General features: G+C 71.3%; 18 protein-coding genes. 7 read left to right on the top strand and 11 right to left on the bottom strand.

The window, feature by feature from the left end; all coding sequences use genetic code 11:
• The first annotated feature begins 50 nt into the window (after window positions 1–50).
• Window positions 51–1,763: a Stk1 family PASTA domain-containing Ser/Thr kinase gene (gene pknB, locus ABD127_RS00160; RefSeq protein ID WP_344196409.1), complete on the top strand. Its 1,713-nt coding sequence runs from the start codon at window positions 51–53 to the stop codon at window positions 1,761–1,763.
• 45 nt (window positions 1,764–1,808) lie between these two features.
• Here the strand turns inward: pknB and ABD127_RS00155 are convergent, their stop codons facing one another.
• Window positions 1,809–2,537 (bottom strand): DUF881 domain-containing protein, encoded by a 729-nt coding sequence (locus ABD127_RS00155; RefSeq protein WP_344196406.1) that lies wholly within the window; start codon window positions 2,535–2,537, stop codon window positions 1,809–1,811.
• A 112-nt stretch (window positions 2,538–2,649) separates the two neighbouring features.
• Here ABD127_RS00155 and ABD127_RS00150 point away from each other — a divergent pair, with 112 nt between their 5' ends.
• A complete protein-coding gene (locus tag ABD127_RS00150) occupies window positions 2,650–3,096 on the top strand; it encodes a cell division protein CrgA (RefSeq protein ID WP_344196402.1) in 447 nt (148 codons plus the stop codon).
• 197 nt (window positions 3,097–3,293) lie between these two features.
• On the opposite strand, the gene ABD127_RS00145 is transcribed toward ABD127_RS00150, so the two are convergent.
• Window positions 3,294–4,136 carry a rhomboid family intramembrane serine protease gene (locus ABD127_RS00145; protein WP_344196398.1) on the bottom strand — a complete coding sequence of 281 codons (843 nt, stop codon included), beginning with the start codon at window positions 4,134–4,136 and terminating at the stop codon, window positions 3,294–3,296.
• 10 nt (window positions 4,137–4,146) lie between these two features.
• Complete coding sequence (locus ABD127_RS00140; RefSeq protein ID WP_229052719.1) at window positions 4,147–4,671, bottom strand: peptidylprolyl isomerase; 525 nt, start codon at window positions 4,669–4,671, stop codon at window positions 4,147–4,149.
• 101 nt (window positions 4,672–4,772) lie between these two features.
• Here ABD127_RS00140 and ABD127_RS00135 point away from each other — a divergent pair, with 101 nt between their 5' ends.
• Both ABD127_RS00135 and ABD127_RS00130 read left to right on the top strand, forming a co-directional pair.
• Complete coding sequence (locus ABD127_RS00135; RefSeq protein WP_344196392.1) at window positions 4,773–4,895, top strand: hypothetical protein; 123 nt, start codon at window positions 4,773–4,775, stop codon at window positions 4,893–4,895.
• Complete coding sequence (locus ABD127_RS00130) at window positions 4,892–5,677, top strand: enoyl-CoA hydratase/isomerase family protein (RefSeq protein WP_344196388.1); 786 nt, start codon at window positions 4,892–4,894, stop codon at window positions 5,675–5,677. Before ABD127_RS00135 ends, ABD127_RS00130 begins: the two co-directional genes overlap by 4 nt.
• A 224-nt stretch (window positions 5,678–5,901) precedes the next feature.
• Here the strand turns inward: ABD127_RS00130 and ABD127_RS00125 are convergent, their stop codons facing one another.
• The 4 genes from ABD127_RS00125 to ABD127_RS00110 are packed head-to-tail and all read right to left on the bottom strand — an operon-like array spanning window position 5,902 to window position 9,046.
• Entirely contained in the window at window positions 5,902–6,255 is a 354-nt protein-coding gene (locus ABD127_RS00125; RefSeq protein ID WP_344196384.1) for a DUF3817 domain-containing protein, read from the bottom strand.
• A complete protein-coding gene (locus ABD127_RS00120) occupies window positions 6,252–7,091 on the bottom strand; it encodes an SURF1 family protein (protein WP_344196380.1) in 840 nt (279 codons plus the stop codon). The genes ABD127_RS00125 and ABD127_RS00120 overlap by 4 nt, the downstream gene beginning before the upstream one ends.
• A 4-nt stretch (window positions 7,092–7,095) precedes the next feature.
• The gene (glyA, locus tag ABD127_RS00115; RefSeq protein ID WP_344196376.1) at window positions 7,096–8,364 is read right to left on the bottom strand and encodes a serine hydroxymethyltransferase; all 1,269 of its coding nucleotides are present in this window, start codon (window positions 8,362–8,364) and stop codon (window positions 7,096–7,098) included.
• A gap of 43 nt (window positions 8,365–8,407) precedes the next feature.
• Complete coding sequence (locus tag ABD127_RS00110) at window positions 8,408–9,046, bottom strand: response regulator (protein ID WP_344196373.1); 639 nt, start codon at window positions 9,044–9,046, stop codon at window positions 8,408–8,410.
• 299 nt (window positions 9,047–9,345) lie between these two features.
• On the opposite strand from ABD127_RS00110, the gene ABD127_RS00105 reads away from it, so the two are divergent.
• From ABD127_RS00105 to ABD127_RS00095, 3 genes are all read left to right on the top strand, one after another.
• On the top strand, window positions 9,346–10,236 hold the full coding sequence (locus ABD127_RS00105) for a glycosyltransferase family 2 protein (protein ID WP_344196370.1): 891 nt from the start codon (window positions 9,346–9,348) through the stop codon (window positions 10,234–10,236).
• Window positions 10,237–10,304: 68 nt separating this feature from the next.
• Complete coding sequence (locus ABD127_RS00100; protein ID WP_344196366.1) at window positions 10,305–11,444, top strand: NAD-dependent epimerase/dehydratase family protein; 1,140 nt, start codon at window positions 10,305–10,307, stop codon at window positions 11,442–11,444.
• On the top strand, window positions 11,441–12,529 hold the full coding sequence (locus ABD127_RS00095) for an acyltransferase family protein (protein WP_344196362.1): 1,089 nt from the start codon (window positions 11,441–11,443) through the stop codon (window positions 12,527–12,529). Before ABD127_RS00100 ends, ABD127_RS00095 begins: the two co-directional genes overlap by 4 nt.
• Here the strand turns inward: ABD127_RS00095 and ABD127_RS00090 are convergent.
• The 4 genes from ABD127_RS00090 to ABD127_RS00075 are packed head-to-tail and all read right to left on the bottom strand — an operon-like array spanning window position 12,474 to window position 15,284.
• Window positions 12,474–13,232, bottom strand: a complete 759-nt coding sequence (locus ABD127_RS00090) for a glycosyltransferase (RefSeq protein ID WP_344196359.1) — start codon at window positions 13,230–13,232, stop codon at window positions 12,474–12,476. The genes ABD127_RS00095 and ABD127_RS00090 overlap by 56 nt on opposite strands.
• On the bottom strand, window positions 13,229–14,179 hold the full coding sequence (locus tag ABD127_RS00085; RefSeq protein WP_344196355.1) for a glycosyltransferase: 951 nt from the start codon (window positions 14,177–14,179) through the stop codon (window positions 13,229–13,231). The genes ABD127_RS00090 and ABD127_RS00085 overlap by 4 nt, the downstream gene beginning before the upstream one ends.
• Window positions 14,176–14,559, bottom strand: a complete 384-nt coding sequence (locus tag ABD127_RS00080) for a DUF2304 domain-containing protein (protein ID WP_344196352.1) — start codon at window positions 14,557–14,559, stop codon at window positions 14,176–14,178. The genes ABD127_RS00085 and ABD127_RS00080 overlap by 4 nt, the downstream gene beginning before the upstream one ends.
• The gene (locus ABD127_RS00075; RefSeq protein WP_344196347.1) at window positions 14,556–15,284 is read right to left on the bottom strand and encodes a glycosyltransferase family 2 protein; all 729 of its coding nucleotides are present in this window, start codon (window positions 15,282–15,284) and stop codon (window positions 14,556–14,558) included. Before ABD127_RS00075 ends, ABD127_RS00080 begins: the two co-directional genes overlap by 4 nt.
• Window positions 15,285–15,292: the final 8 nt, after the last annotated feature.

Raw genomic sequence — 15,292 nt, 5'->3', positions numbered from 1 at the left:
CTCCTCGCGGCTTCGGCCCGAATCGCCCTCGACTTTGGGAGAGTGTCCTCATGACGGATTCCGACAGCTCGGCCCTGCTCGGCGACCGCTACCAGCTCGGCGACGTGCTGGGGCGGGGCGGCATGGCCGACGTCCGGATCGGCAGTGATCTGCGGCTCGGTCGCACCGTCGCCGTCAAGCAGCTGCGCCCGGACCTCGCCTCGGATCCCACGTTCCAGGAGCGCTTCCGGCGCGAGGCCCAGTCCTCCGCCGCGCTGAACCACCCGTCGATCGTCGCGGTCTACGACACGGGCGAGGCCCCCAACCAGCAGGGCACGTCGATCCCGTACATCGTGATGGAGCTCGTCGAGGGCCAGACCCTGCGCGAGGTGCTGCGTGACGGGCGCAAGATCCTGCCCGAGCGCGCGATGACGATCACGGCCGACATCCTCAGCGCCCTGGACTACAGCCACCGCTCCGGCATCATCCACCGCGACATCAAGCCCGCCAACGTCATGCTGACGCCGTCGGGCCAGGTCAAGGTCATGGACTTCGGCATCGCGCGCGCCATCGCCGACGCGTCGTCCGCGATGACCCAGACCGCCGCCGTGATCGGCACCGCGCAGTACCTCTCGCCCGAGCAGGCGCGCGGCGAGACCGTCGACGCCCGCAGCGACATCTACTCGACCGGCTGCCTGCTGTACGAGCTGCTCACCGGCCGCCCGCCGTTCGTCGGCGACAGTCCCGTCTCGGTCGCCTACCAGCACGTGCGCGAGGAAGCGCGTCCGCCGTCGCAGCTCAACCCGGACGTGTCGATGTCGATCGACCACATCGTGGCCAAGTCGCTCGCGAAGCGCGTCGACGACCGCTACCAGTCGGCCGGCGACATGCGCCGCGACATCGAGCGGGCCATCTCCGGCCAGCGGGTCGACGCCCCCACGACGACCGTGCCGCCGGTGGGCGCGACCCAGGTCGCCCCGGCCGTCGCCGCCCCGCGCGAGCCCGGCGCCCGTCGCGCCGTCGACGAGGACGAGTCGGGCGGCAAGGGCAAGTGGTGGGCCATCGGCGCGCTCGTCGTGCTGCTGCTCGCCGGTGCCGCGTTCGGCATCTGGAAGCTGACCGAGCCCGAACCTGCTCCGCCGCCCACGGTCGAGGTCCCGGAGACCGCGGGCCAGAGCGTCGAGGCCGCCACGGGCCGACTCACCGATGCCGGACTCACGGTCGCGGCCGAGCCCCAGGAGCGCGCCGACGCCACCGTGCCCGCGGGGCAGGTCATCGACACCGATCCCAAGGCCGGCGAGACGGTCGACGAGGGGACGGAGGTCACGCTCATCGTGAGCACCGGACCCGAGCCGTTCGACATGCCCGACGTCCGCGACCTCAGCTACGACCAGGCCGCCGCCAACCTGCAGGCCCAGGGGCTCCAGGTCACGCGCGAAGACCGCGACTCCGACCAGCCCGCGAACGTCGTGATCCAGTCGAACCCGCCGGCGGGCACCTCCGTGCTCCCGGGCCAGACCGTGACGCTGATCGTCTCCAAGGGCCAGATCCAGGTCCCGGACGTCACCGGCATGGACGTGGCCACGGCCATCTCGACGCTGACGCAGGCGGGCTTCGACCCGGCCAAGATCGCCCAGCAGACCGAGGCGACGCTGACCGACACCCCCGGCACCGTGATCGAGCAGTCGGTCACCGCCGGCTCCCGCGTCGCACCCGACACCTCGTTCGTCCTCACGGTCGCCGCAGCGGTCGGCGATCCGGGCACCGACACCGACGCCGGATAGCCGGACCCCTGCTGCCCGGCCGAGCACCTCGGCCGGGCCGCGGGGTCAGCTGGGGCTGGGGACCGTGGCGTGCCGCAGGTCGACCTGGCCGGTGTACGTCGGCGCGGTGATCGTGCCGTCGACCTCGGTCTGCAGGCCGAGGCCGAACTTGCGGACGTACTCGCGGTAGACCTCGACCTGCGACGACTCGTCGAGCGCGTTCTGCAGGCGCGACGTCGTGCCGATCGCCTCGATGACGTAGGGCGGCGAGTAGGGGACGCCGTCGACCACGACGGTGCTGCCGACGCACTTGATGCCGGAGGTCGAGACGAGGCGCTGGCCCTGCAGCGTCACGGCCCGTGCGCCGCCGGCCCACATCGCGTTGACGAATCCCTGGATGTCCTGCTGGTGCACGACGAGCTGGTTGGGGTCGGTCGCGCTGGCGTCGGCGGTGCGGGGTGCATCGGTCAGGGTGATGCGCAGCCCTGATCCCTCGACCTCGGTCACGCCAGCCTGGGTCGCCGCCAGGTCGCCGGAGGCGAGCAGCTGGTCGAGCTCGGGCGCACCGACCGCGGCCGACAGCCCGGCGATCTGCTCCTCGAGCGACGAGGCCGAGGACCGCTTGAGCTCGACCTCGCGGGCGCGGTCCTGCAGAAGGGTGGCGATGTCGCCGCCGGCCGGGCGCAGGTCGGAGCCGCGCGAGGTCACGGCACTGGAGACGAAGGCGTAGCCGGCCACGACGCTGACGCACAGCGCGCCGACGCGCCACGCGCCGGGACGCACCGATCTCGCCATGTCGACCTCCTCGCCTGCCCCTGCGGCCTGCCCTGTGCCGCAGTGACTACGCTAGCGGAGGTGCCGGAACCGGCCCGCCCCAGTCGCACGTCCACCGAGACCGAGGTATCCCGTGAGCAAGTCCCCGTCGAACTCCCGTATCCGCGGCGGCTGGTGGCACCCGGCCGCGATCGTCCTCGCCCTCGCGGGCCTCGGATGGGCCGCCATGTGGCTCTTCTGGAAGATCGACACGAACCTGCCCGGCCCCGAGGTCCCGAAGGCCATCACCGACCTGGGCAACTGGAACTGGGCCATCGCGGGCGTGCTGGTGGTCGTGGCCTCGTTCGTCGCCTCGGGCACCGCTCCGGAGCCCGAGCCGGGTGCCACGCTCGGCTGGCGCTACGCCCCGCAGCTCATGGTCGGCAGCGCGGTGATCGGCCTGCTGTGGATCGTCACGTTCTACACGACCTCCAACACCGACGTGAACCTGCCGGTCTTCACCGACCTCGGCAACTGGAACCTCGTCGTCGGCATGGGCTTCATCGTTGCGGCCTTCGGCTTCGCCACCAAATGGGAATAGGCGGCTTCGCCGCCCCACGGCTCGTTCCTCACCGTGGCCGGGCTTCGCCCGGAATTCTTGCCTCGGCTTCGCCTCGGCCTGCACGTGATCGCGGCCCATGGCGGAGGCCCTCGGTGCTGCGCTGGTCCGCAGGACTTACACGGGTGTAACTCTCCACACCTGGGGACGGGGGTGTGGATAACTCGGTTGGCGAAGGTTCAGGCGTTGAGGGCGAGGGCGCGGACGACCGTGATCGCCACGGCGAGCACGACGAGGAGCACGACGCCGATCGTCTGCGCGAGCGCTGCCTTGCCGCGCGGGGCGACCGAGAGCGCCAGCCCGAACAGCACGCCGGCGATGAAGCCGCCGAGGTGACCCTGCCAGCTGATGCCGTCGCGCAGGCTGAAGAAGGCGTTGAGCGCCAACAGGATGACGAGCGTGCGCACGTCCTGTCGCGCCTTGAGGAGCACGACGAGCGCCAGGCCCAGCAGCGCGAACACCGCACCGGACGCGCCGACCGTGACGCTGCGCGGGTCCGACACCAGGAAGACCACCGCGCCGGAGAACAGCGCCGACGCGAGGTAGAACGCCACGAACCGGGCCGTGCCGAGCACGTTCTCGAGGAACGCGCCGAAGAAGTACAGCCCCACCATGTTGAACACCAGGTGCAGCACGCCGCCGTGCAGGAACGCCGAGGTCAGCAGTCGCCAGTACTCGCCGCCGGCGACGCCCTCGACGATGTGCCCGTCGTAGATCACGGGCTGGCCGATCAGCGCGCCGTAGACCTCGATGACCCGCAGGCTGGGGATCGTGGTCAGCACGTAGACCACGACGTTGATGCCGATCAGGCTCAGCGTCGCGGCACCCTCGCGTCCGGGGATCGCCCCGCCCGCGACCGTGCGCGGCTGGCGCACGGCCTTGGCGCCCTTCGCGAGGCACTCCGGGCACTGGAAGCCCACCGAGGCGTCCCGCATGCAGTCCGGGCAGATCAGCCGCTCACACCTCTGGCAGGAGATGTACGCCTCGCGGTCGGGGTGCCGGTAGCAGACGGAGTCACTCACGAGAGGGGGCTCACGCGCGCGTGATGCTGACCTTCTCGATCGTCACGGGCTCGAGCGGGCGGTCGAAGCCGTCGGTGCGGACGGCCGCGATCGCGTCGACGATCTTCTGGCCCTCCGGGTCGGTGACCTCGCCGAAGATCGTGTGCTTGCGGTTGAGGTGCGGCGTCGGGGTGACCGTCACGAAGAACTGCGAGCCGTTCGTGCCGGGACCCGCGTTCGCCATCGCGAGCAGGTACGGGCGGTCGAACTTCTTCTCGGGGTGGAACTCGTCCCCGAACGTGTAGCCCGGTCCACCGGTGCCGGTACCGAGCGGGCAGCCGCCCTGGATCATGAACCCGGAGATGATGCGGTGGAAGGTCAGGCCGTCGTAGAACGGCTCGGTGCTGACCGATCCCGAGTTGGGATCGACCCACTCCTTGGTGCCCTCGGCCAGTCCGACGAAGTTCTCGACCGTCGCCGGCGCGTGGTTCGCGAAGAGCTCGACGGGGACGTCGCCGAGGTTGGTGTGCAGGGTCGCGATCAGCTGGGCGGCCACGTGTTTCCTTTCGGGGGGGAAGTACACCGTCATTCTCCCACGTCACACCAATCACGCACCGACGCGGTCCGTCGCGCGCGTCACATCGGTAGGTTGAGGCCATGAGCCCCTCTCGCCCGCGTCGCGCGCTGCTCCTGCTGCTGGTCGTGGCGCTCGCCGCGACCGTGATCCGTCTGGCCACCGCCGACACCGGTGGCGTCTACGACCCGGCGGACGCCCGATGAGCGCGCGCGCCCAGGTCGAGGTCCACCGCGAGGGCGACGTCGCGGTCCTGACGTTCACCGATGGCGGGGTCAACCTGTACTCCCTCGAGATGCACACGGCCTTCGACGCAGCGCTCGACGCGATCGAGGCCGACCTGCCGCGCGCGGTGATCGTGCGCGCCGAGGGCAAGCTCGTCTCGGGCGGCGTCGACGTCGCGCAGTTCCACGCCCAGAAGACGAAGGCCGACACCAAGGCGCTCTACGACCGCATGATGGAGCTGCCCGACCGCTTCGCGGCGCTCGACGTGCCGACGGTCTTCGCCGCCCACGGACTGACGCTGACGTGGGCCCTCGAGGTCGCGCTGGCGTGCGACGTCCTGCTGGCCGCCCCGCGCGCCAAGTTCGGCCTGGTCGAGCGGGTCATCGGGCTGACGCCGACGATGGGCGGCACCCAGCGGCTCGCCGCGCGGGCCGGCGTGGCGCGCGCGAAGGAGCTCGTCTTCACCGGCGAGCTCTACGACGCCGCGACGCTCGAGCGCTGGAACGTCGTGAACCGTGTGCTCGAGGGCGACGACTTCGACGCCGCTGTCCTGGCGTTCACCCAGCAGATCGCGGTCGGCCCGACCCGGGCGTTCGGTGCCGCGAAGCAGATCCTGCGGCTGCTCGAGGCCGAGGGACTCGCCGCGACGAACGCGGGGACCACGGCGATCGCGGCCGAGCTGTTCGACACCGAGGACCTGCAGGCCGGGATGGTCTCGTTCCTGACCGACGGCCCCGGCAAGGCGACCTTCACGGGTCGCTGAGGCCCAGGGATGAGGCATGTCGGTCGCCCGAGCGGCCCGAACGCATCACCGCTCGGTCAGCCCCCGGCGTCGTCCGTGGCCGCTTGTCCGGTGCCACCGGCCGCGGTCAGGTGACCGAGGTTTCGAGGCTCGCGCCCTAGCGGGCACTCGCACCTCAACCACAGGTGGCTGGCTCCCCGCCCCTTGAGGTGCGACGAGGAACGAGGAGCCTCGAAAGGGGTATGTCAGCCGGCGGCGGTGCGGAGGGGCGCCTCGACGGCGCGGGTCGTGCGGCGCTCGGCCCAGAAGCTGACGAAGGGGACGCACGCGAGCAGGATCGTCGTGATCGTGAACGGCGGGGTCCAGCGGTTCCGTGAAGCCAGGATCGCGATCAGCACGAGCAGCACCATGAACAGGAACCCGTGCACCTGGTCGATGACCAGGAAGGTGTCCTGGTGACGGTGCCACCACGAGCCCTCCTCGGTCAGGATCTTGCCCAGGAAGCCTGCCATCACCACGAGCAGGTTGAGACCCACGATCGTCGCCATGACCTGATAGGCCCTGAGGGGTCCCGGCCCCTTCTCGTCTACGTCGCTCACGGGGTCAGGCTATCGACCGGCACCGAGCGCTCCGCCGAGGCGGGCTCCAGCGGGGGCGCGTCACCCTCGCGCCGGGCACGCTCGTTCGCGACGAGGTCGCGGCCCATGCGCCACCACATGTAGAGCGCGAACAGCCCGAAGACCCACCACTGCATCGAGTAGGCGAGGTTGCGCATGCCGACGGTCCAGGAGACCTCGGGCTCGGGCGGCACCGCGAGCTCCAGCCCTCCGGCCACCTCGGTCGAGGTCGTGATGCCGAAGCCCGGGAACAGCGCGTACGGCAGCTCGTTGACCAGGGCCGGCACCCGGACCGCCGAGATCACGTCGGCGTCGGCGCCTCCGGCGGTGTCGTCGGGGTGTGCCTTCTCGCCGGGCTCGAGGACGACCCGGGCGGTCTGCTCGCCGCTCGGCACCTCGGGCATCGGACCCGCCTCGGTGCTGAACCCCCGGACCACGAGGATCGCGGTGCCCTCGGGGTCCTCCGCGTCCTGGGTGCCGTCCAGCACGAACGGGGCGAGCAGCCAGTACCCCGTGCTGCCGTCCTGCTCGCGGCCCGAGACCCAGTGCTGCTCGTCGTCCGCGCCGAACGTGCCCGACACGGTGACCGGCCGATGGTTCATGGTGTCCAGGAACGGGTCGCCCGGCTGCCACGCCTCGGCGATCGGAACCGTCGGCACCTCCTGCCGGTCGGCGCGCTCGTGCTCCTGCCGCTGGTCGTAGGCCCCGAACTGCCAGGAGCCGCCGATGAAGCAGATGATCGCGGCGACGACCGCCAGCGCGTGCAGACCCCACATGGGGGGCCGCACCCACAGGCGGAACGTGCCGGTCGGACCCACGGCGTCAGGCGTGCGGGGTGAGGTGCGGGTACAGCGGGAAGCGGTCCGCGAGCGCGGCCGTGCGCTTGCGCAGGGACTCCAGGTCGGCCTCGGGCTTGAGGGCCTCGGCGATGACGTCGGCGACCTCGGCGAACTCCTCGGCGCCGAAGCCGCGGGTCGCGAGCGCCGGCGTGCCGACGCGCAGGCCGGAGGTGACCTTCGGCGGACGCGGGTCGTTCGGCACGGCGTTGCGGTTGACCGTGATGCCGACCTCGTGGAGGCAGTCCTCGGCCTGCTGGCCGTCGAACTCGGAGTTGCGCAGGTCGACGAGCACCAGGTGGACGTCGGTGCCACCGGACAGCACCGCGACGCCGGCCTCGGCCACGTCGGGTTGGGTCAGGCGCTCGGCGATGAGCTGCGCGCCCTCGATCGTGCGCTGCTGGCGCTCGGCGAAGCCGGGCTCGAGCGCCATCTTGAACGCGACGGCCTTGGCCGCGATGACGTGCTCGAGCGGGCCGCCCTGCTGGCCGGGGAAGACCGCCGACTGCAGCTTCTTGGCGACGTCGAGGTCGTTGGACAGGATCGCGCCGCCGCGAGGACCACCGAGGGTCTTGTGCGTCGTGGTGGACACGACGTGCGCGTGCGGCAGCGGGCTGGGGTGCAGGCCGGCCGCGACCAGACCGGCGAAGTGCGCCATGTCGACCCACAGGTACGCGCCGACCTCGTCGGCGATCTCGCGGAACTTCGCGAAGTCGAGCTGGCGCGGGTAGGCCGACCAGCCGGCGATGACGACCTTGGGGCGGTGCTCCAGCGCGAGGCTGCGCACCTCCTCCATGTCGACCAGGCCGTTCTCGTCGACGTGGTACGCCGCGACCTCGTAGAGACGGCCCGAGAAGTTGATCTTCATGCCGTGCGTCAGGTGGCCGCCGTTGGCCAGGTCGAGGCCCAGGATCGTGTCGCCGTGACGAGCGATCGCGTGCAGGACCGCGGCGTTGGCCGTGGCACCGGAGTGCGGCTGCACGTTGGCGTACGCGGCGTCGAAGATCTGCTTCAGACGGTCGATCGCGATCTGCTCGACCTGGTCGACGACCTCGCAGCCGCCGTAGTAGCGGGCGCCGGGGTAGCCCTCGGCGTACTTGTTCGTCAGCACGCTGCCCTGCGCCTCGATCGCGGCGACCGGAGCGAAGTTCTCCGAGGCGATCATCTCGAGCGTCGTCTGCTGACGGAGCAGCTCGGCGTCGAGCAGGGCGGCGATCTGCGGGTCGGCCTCGGCCAGGCGGGCGTTGTGGTCCATGCCCGAAGGATATCGGCCCGGGGGTGGGCCCGGACCGAGGCGGTCAGGGGCGCTTGTGCGTGGCCGCGAGCACGGCAGCCTGGGTGCGGCGCTCGAGGCCGAGCTTGGCCAGCAGCTGCGAGACGTAGTTCTTGACCGTCTTCTCCGCCAGGCTCATGGCCTCGGCGATCTGGCGGTTCGTCATGCCCTCGCCGATCAGGTCCAGGATGCGGCGCTCCTGGGCCGTGAGGCGGGCCAGCGGGTCCTCGCCGTGGCCGTTGCGGATGCGCTCGAGCACCTGCATCGTGATGGCCGGGTCGAGCAGCGACTGGCCGGCCGAGACGCGGCGCACGGCGTCGACCAGGTCGTTGCCGCGCACCTGCTTGAGCACGTATCCCGCGGCGCCGGCGATGATCGCGGCGAACAGCGCGTCGTCGTCGTCGTACGACGTGAGGATCAGGACCTTGATCGACGGGTCGGCCGAGCGGACGTCGCGGCAGACGTCGATGCCGGAGCCGTCGGGCAGGCGTCCGTCGAGCACGGCGACGTCGGGCTTGAGCTTCAGGATCGCCGGAACGGCCTCCGCCGCGGTGCCGGCGTCACCGACGACGTCCAGGCCCGCACCCTCCAGGAGTCCGCGCAGGCCGTGGCGCACCACCTCGTGGTCGTCGAGGAGGAATACGCGCACTGCCGAGTCGTCCATACCCCCTATGGTGCGCGATATCGGGGTCAAAGGCACGGTCGAGGTACCGCCGACGACCGGGGACCTTGGTCACACGAGGTCACGACCTTCGGCCGCAGCGGGCGCCCCGGCGTGGGTGGCACGCTGTTCACAGGCACCTCGGTGCCACTCGAACGGACCCGGCTACCGACGGATCTCCCCCGTCCGGTCAGGTCTCGGGCACGGCGTCCTCCCACGCCGGCCCCCGCAGCCCCCGCCTCGGCGGGGGCTTCTGCGTCTCGTGCGACGATGGTCGCCCGCCGATCACGAGGGACTCACACGTGACCATCGACATCATGATGCCGTTCTACGGCCGCATCGATCACTTCCAGGAAGCCGTCCGCAGCGTCCTGGCGCAGGACGACGACCGCTGGCGTCTCGTGATCGTCGACGACGTGTACCCCGACCTGGCCCCCGGCGAGTGGGCGCAGGCGATCGACGACCCGCGGGTCGAGTACCACCGCAACGAGGTCAACCTGCGGCCCAGCCTCAACTACCGCAAGTGCGTCTCGATGATGCAGACCGAGTTCGCGGTCATCATGGGCTGCGACGACCGGATGCTGCCCGGCTTCGTGCGCCGGGCCCACGAGCTCGTCGAGCAGCACCCCGGCGCGGCCCTGCTGCAGCCCGGCGTGCAGGTCATCGCCGACGGCGGCGAGGTGCACCTGCCGACCGCCGACCGCGTCAAGGGCTGGTACCGCCCGGACACCGACGGTCCGGTCGAGCTCGGCGGCGACGTGCTCGCCCGCAGCCTCCTGCGCGCCAACTGGACCTACTTCCCGTCGCTGTGCTGGCGCGTCTCGGAGCTGCAGCAGCGCGAGTTCCGCGCCGACCTCGACGTCGTGCAGGACCTCGCGATGATCCTGGACATCGTCATCGCGGGCGGCACCCTCGTGCTCGACGACGAGGTCGTCTTCGAGTACCGCCGCCACGCCGGGAGCGTCTCGGCCGTCACGGGCCCGGACGGCACCAAGTTCGCCCAGGAGCGCGTGCTGTTCGCCGAGATGCGCGACGCGATGCGCGACCACGGCTGGAACCGGGCGTCGCGCGCTGCGCGCTGGCACTCGACGTCGCGTCTCAACGCCCTCTCGGAGGTCCCCAGCGCGGTGCGGCTCCGCGACCGTGACGGCCTCCGCTCGCTGCTGCGCCACGCCTTCGGCCCCGTGCCGTGAGTCGATCTCGGTAGACTCGGCGGCCGAGCCAGACGGCTCGCGTCCTCGATCTCCACGGAAGTGCAGCGATGCCCCATCAGGTCCTCATCACCGGCGGCGCCGGATTCATCGGCTCCCGGCTCGCCCGACGGTTCGCCGAGAACGGTGACGACGTCGTCATCCTCGACTCGCTGATCCCGCAGGTGCACGGCGACGACCCCGACACGACCTCGCCCTCGCTGCGTCTCGCGCGCGAGCACGCCCGGGTCGTGCAGGGCACCGTGTCCTCCCGGGAGGACCTCGAGGGCGTGCTCGACGGCGTCGACGTCGTGGTGCATCTGGCGGCCGAGACCGGTACGGGCCAGTCGATGTACGAGATCGAGCGCTACGTCGAGCAGAACGTCGGCGGCACCGCGAAGCTCCTGGACCTGCTGGCCAACGGCGAGCACTCGGTGCGCCGCATCGTCGTCGCGTCGTCGCGCTCGATCTACGGCGAGGGCACGTACCGCACGCCGGGCGGCGACCTGGTGCACCCGCCGCACCGCTCTGACGACGACCTCTCCGCGGGCCGCTTCGAGGTCACCGCGCCCGGCACGGGCGAGGAGCTGACCCTCGTGCCGACCGCCGAGGACGCCAAGATCCACCCGTCGTCGGTCTACGGCATCACCAAGCAGGTGCAGGAGCAGCTCATCACGACGGTCGCGCCGACGATCGGCGTCGAGGCCGTCTCGCTGCGCTACCAGAACGTCTACGGCCCGGGGCAGTCGCTCAAGAACCCGTACACCGGCATCCTGTCGATCTTCTCGACCCTGATCCGCCAGGGTCAGCCGATCAACATCTTCGAGGACGGCCTCGAGAGCCGCGACTTCGTCTACATCGACGACGTCGTCGAGGCGACGTTCCTGGCCGCCACGACCCCCGGCGTCGGTGGCGAGATCCTCAACGTCGGCAGCGGCGTCGCCACGACGGTCAACGACGTCGTCGCGACGCTGTTCTCGGCCTTCGGCCGCGAGGTGCCCGCCACGGTCACCGGCCAGTACCGCCTGGGCGACATCCGCCACAACGTCGCCGACGTCTCGCGCCTCGCCGAGGTCCTCGGGTTCACGCCCGCCACGACCTTCGAGGAGGGCGTCCGCGAGTTCGCCCAGTGGGTGCTGACCGAGCCGATCGAGGCCGACACGTACCAGCGCTCCCTGGACGAGATGGCGGCGCGGAAGCTCCTGAAGTGAGTCGTCTCTGGCACGGTCGGCCCTTCCCGTACCGCGCCAACAGCCTCAACCTGACGCGCCTGGTGCTCGCCTCGGCGGTGCTCGTGGCGCACGCCTGGTACATCACCGGAGCCGGCACCGGTCCGGGGTGGAAGGAGGAGAACCTCGGCGGCTGGGCCGTCGCGGGCTTCTTCGTCGTCAGCGGCTTCCTCATCACGCGCAGTCGGCTCTCGCACGGCCTGGGCGAGTACCTCGTGCACCGTCTCGCGCGCATCATGCCCGCGTTCGTGGTCTGCATCGTGCTCACGGCGGTGCTGTTCGGTCCGATCGCCGCGCTGTACGAGCAGGGCACCCTCGACGGCTACCTCGGCACCGGTCCCACCCCGCTGTCGTACGTCTGGACCAACCTCGACCTCCACATCGACCAGTACGCGATCGGCCAGACGCTCTCGACCGTGCCGTACCCGTCGACCTGGAACGGCTCGATCTGGACCCTGTACTACGAGTTCTGCTGCTACCTCGTGGTGGGCCTGCTGGCGACGTTCGCGCTCGCGCGCCGCTCGATGGTGCCGATGGTCGTGGCGTTCGTGATCAGCGTCGTGGCCTACGCGGGCATCGACACCCTGCAGCGCTACGGCGCGAACGAGGACATGGCGCTCCTGGCCCGCCTGCTGCCGTTCTTCCTCGGCGGCGCGATCGTGCACTACGTGATCGACCGTCACGGGATCGCGACGCTGCCCGGCGTCCTGAGCCTGCCGGTGGCCCTGGTCCTGATCGCCCTCGGCCCGATCGGCACGGCGCAGGCGACCGCGCCACTGCTGGCCTACGGCATCCTGTGGCTCTCGACGGTCGTGCCGCAGCCGGCGATCGTGGCGCGCAACGACGTGTCGTACGGCGTCTACATCTACGCGTGGCCCGTGCAACAGCTCGTCGAGCTGCTCGGCCCGACCGCGGGCCAGCTCTGGCCGTCGATCGTGCTGAGCGCCGTCATCACCGCCGGGCTCGGGACCCTGAGCTGGCTGTTCGTCGAGCGGCCGGTCATGCGGCGCGTCAAGCGGCGCGACGCAGGACCCGTGCCCGCCGTCGGGCCTCCCGCCACATCCTGACCTGCAGCACGCGCGAGACCAGGGCGGCGCGGACCCCGCGGGGCCGCGACGACGAGGCGTTCGCCTCGTGGATCCGGCGACGCACGGTGGGGGCGGCGACGTGGGTCATCTGGCCCGTGACGTTGCCGACAGTCGCGATCCAGAGGTCGTGCGACTCGGTCAGCCACGGCGGCAGCGGCAGGACGATCGGCAGCGCGGAGCGACGCACGGCCATCGCGCAGCCGTAGTACGGCATCAGACCGGCCAGCATCCGCGCGCCGTTGCGACGACGGTGCGTCGAGGTGGCCGGGTCCAGGCGCCACGGGCGACGTCGGAACGGCGACGGCAGGGGCGCGTCGTCGGGCAGCAGGACGACGCCCGAGGCCACCACGTCGGTCCGGTCGAGGGCCGCGAGCAGGGCGTCGACCCGTCCCTCGACCCAGAGGTCGTCCTGGTCCGACAGCATCACGACGTCGCCCGTGGTCAGGCCGACAGCCTCCTCGAACGTGCGGACGTAGCCGAGGTTGTGGTCGCGGGGGTGAACTCGGACGCGGGGATCACCGATCGCGTTCACTACCGCGACCGTGTCGTCCGAGCTCGCGTCGTCGACCACGACGACCTCGTCGCCGGGTGCGAGCTGGGCCAGGATCGAGTCCAGCTGCTCGCGCACGTGCCGCGCGCCGTTGTAGGTCGCCATCGCGACGCTGACCGACGAGCGGCTCACGCCTGGTCCTCGTCGTCGGGCGACGCGATGACGTCAGCCGCCCAGCGCACCTCGCGGGCGACCGGGGCCAGCTGGGCCGGCATGCGGCCCGTGCGGCCGGCTCGCCCGTCGCTGACCGCAGCGGTCATGATCCGCCACATCGCGCGTCGGGGCCGCGCGATCGAGAGCACGTTCACGAAGTGGATCGCCTCGATCAGGGTGTCGCGCAGCCGCCAGGCGAACGTGCCCGACATCCGCTCGCGGTTCACGACGACGCGGTTACGGACCCGGTAGTAGTACCGGAACGGCGTGCTGAGCGTGAGGTGCGAGATGCCCACGATGCCGAGCCGACCGAGCCAGCCGTGCCGACGCTGCTGGGTGCCGAGGCGGTGACCGAGGCGGAGGCCGGCGGCGGCGACGCCGTGGAGGCCGGCCGAGGCGCAGCGCATCTCGAACTCGGTGTCGACCAGGTCGATGAACAGGTCCTCGCGCAGCAGGCCGACCCGCTCCCACGTCGCAGCCGGCACGAGCATCCCGGACTGGATCGTGTGGCGGGTGATCCGGCGACCGCGCCCGTCGGTGCGGTGGACCTGGCTGACCCCCGCGAAGAACTCCGGAGCCGAGAAGGCCGTGCCCTCGCCGGCCTCGGCCAGCGTCGCGACGAGCTGGGCGACGCCACCCGCGGGCAGGTCGGAGTCCTGGTCGAGGGTCAGCACCGCCTCGGCACCGTCCTCCAGGCACGCCGCCACACCGCGGTTGAGCGCGACCGCGATGCCGCTGTTCTCCGCGAGGCGGATCACCACGACCGCCTCGGGCAGGTTGGTGGGCCACGGGCCCGGGGAGCCGTCGTCGACCACGACGACCCGGCGCACCTGGGGCAGCAGTGAGTCGATCCGCCCGGCGAGGTCGTCGCCCGGCTCGAACGCCGAGATGACCGCGTCGACGACCAGCCCCGACGGAGCCGTCATGCGGTCGGGTCGGTGGTGGAAGGCGGGGCGGCCGACTCCCACCGGGCGCGGAGCGCCTCGATCTCGGCACGGTTGATCGCGGTCTCCTCCGCGAGCCGGCGGATCTGCTCCTCGGACCGCGTGAGCTCCCAGGACAGGTGCAGGGCCACGCCGAGCAGCAGCACGATCGACATCGCGAACAGCAGGTTGGACGGCACCTGGACGCCGACGGCGTCGGTCAGGCCGACCAGCAGACCGGGCACCGCGCCGACGACCACGACGGCCAGGCCGATCACGATCCACAGCACGGCGTACTTCTCGCGCAGCTGGCGACGCAGGAGCAGCACCAGGACGCTGCCGATCAGGGCCAGGCCGAGCCCGACCGAGGCGACGGTCATCATGCGACACGCTCCAGCTGCTGGACCCGGGGACGTCGCACGAGCGCCAGACCGAGGGCGAAGACCGAGCGGCCGAGGTAGATCGTGGCGCCGACCGGGTTCTGGCTCGGCACGCCGTGGACCCGCTGACGCATCGCGACCGGCACCTGCGTGACCCGCAGGCCGGCGTGGATCGCGGCGACCAGCGAGTCGATCGTGTCGCCCAGGTACTCGGCCGGGTAGTAGTGCACGTACTGGTTGATCGCGCGCGAGTTCGCGGCGCGGAAGCCGGACGTGACGTCGGTGAGCCGCGTCTTGGTGAGTCGGCTCAGGACGCCCGACAGGAAGCGCATGGCCCACCAGCGGGGGCCGCGCACGTGGTAGTCGCCAGTGTCGGCGAACCGGGCGCCGATCGAGATGTCGGCGTGCTCCAGGCCGGCCAGGACCCGGTCGATGTCGGCGGGGTTGTGCTGGCCGTCCGCGTCGACCTGGATCGCGACGTCGTAGCCGTGGCGGCGGGCGTAGACGAAGCCGGCTCGCATCGCGCCGCCCACCCCGAGGTTGAACGGGAGGTCGAGCACCACGGCACCGGCCTCGCGAGCGCGGTTCGCGGTCTCGTCGGTGGAGCCGTCGTCGACGACGACGACGTCGTAGTCGACGGTCGCGAGGATCTCGCCCACCGTCGCGGCGACGTTCTTCTCCTCGTTCCAGGCCGGCACGATCACCAGCACGCGTCGTGAATCGACCATGATGCAGC

This window comes from Aeromicrobium alkaliterrae (assembly GCF_039529015.1).
Lineage (GTDB): Bacteria > Actinomycetota > Actinomycetes > Propionibacteriales > Nocardioidaceae > Aeromicrobium > Aeromicrobium alkaliterrae.
The sequence above is the reverse complement of the archived record's forward strand: the minus strand, read 5'-3'. Positions and strand labels throughout refer to the sequence as shown.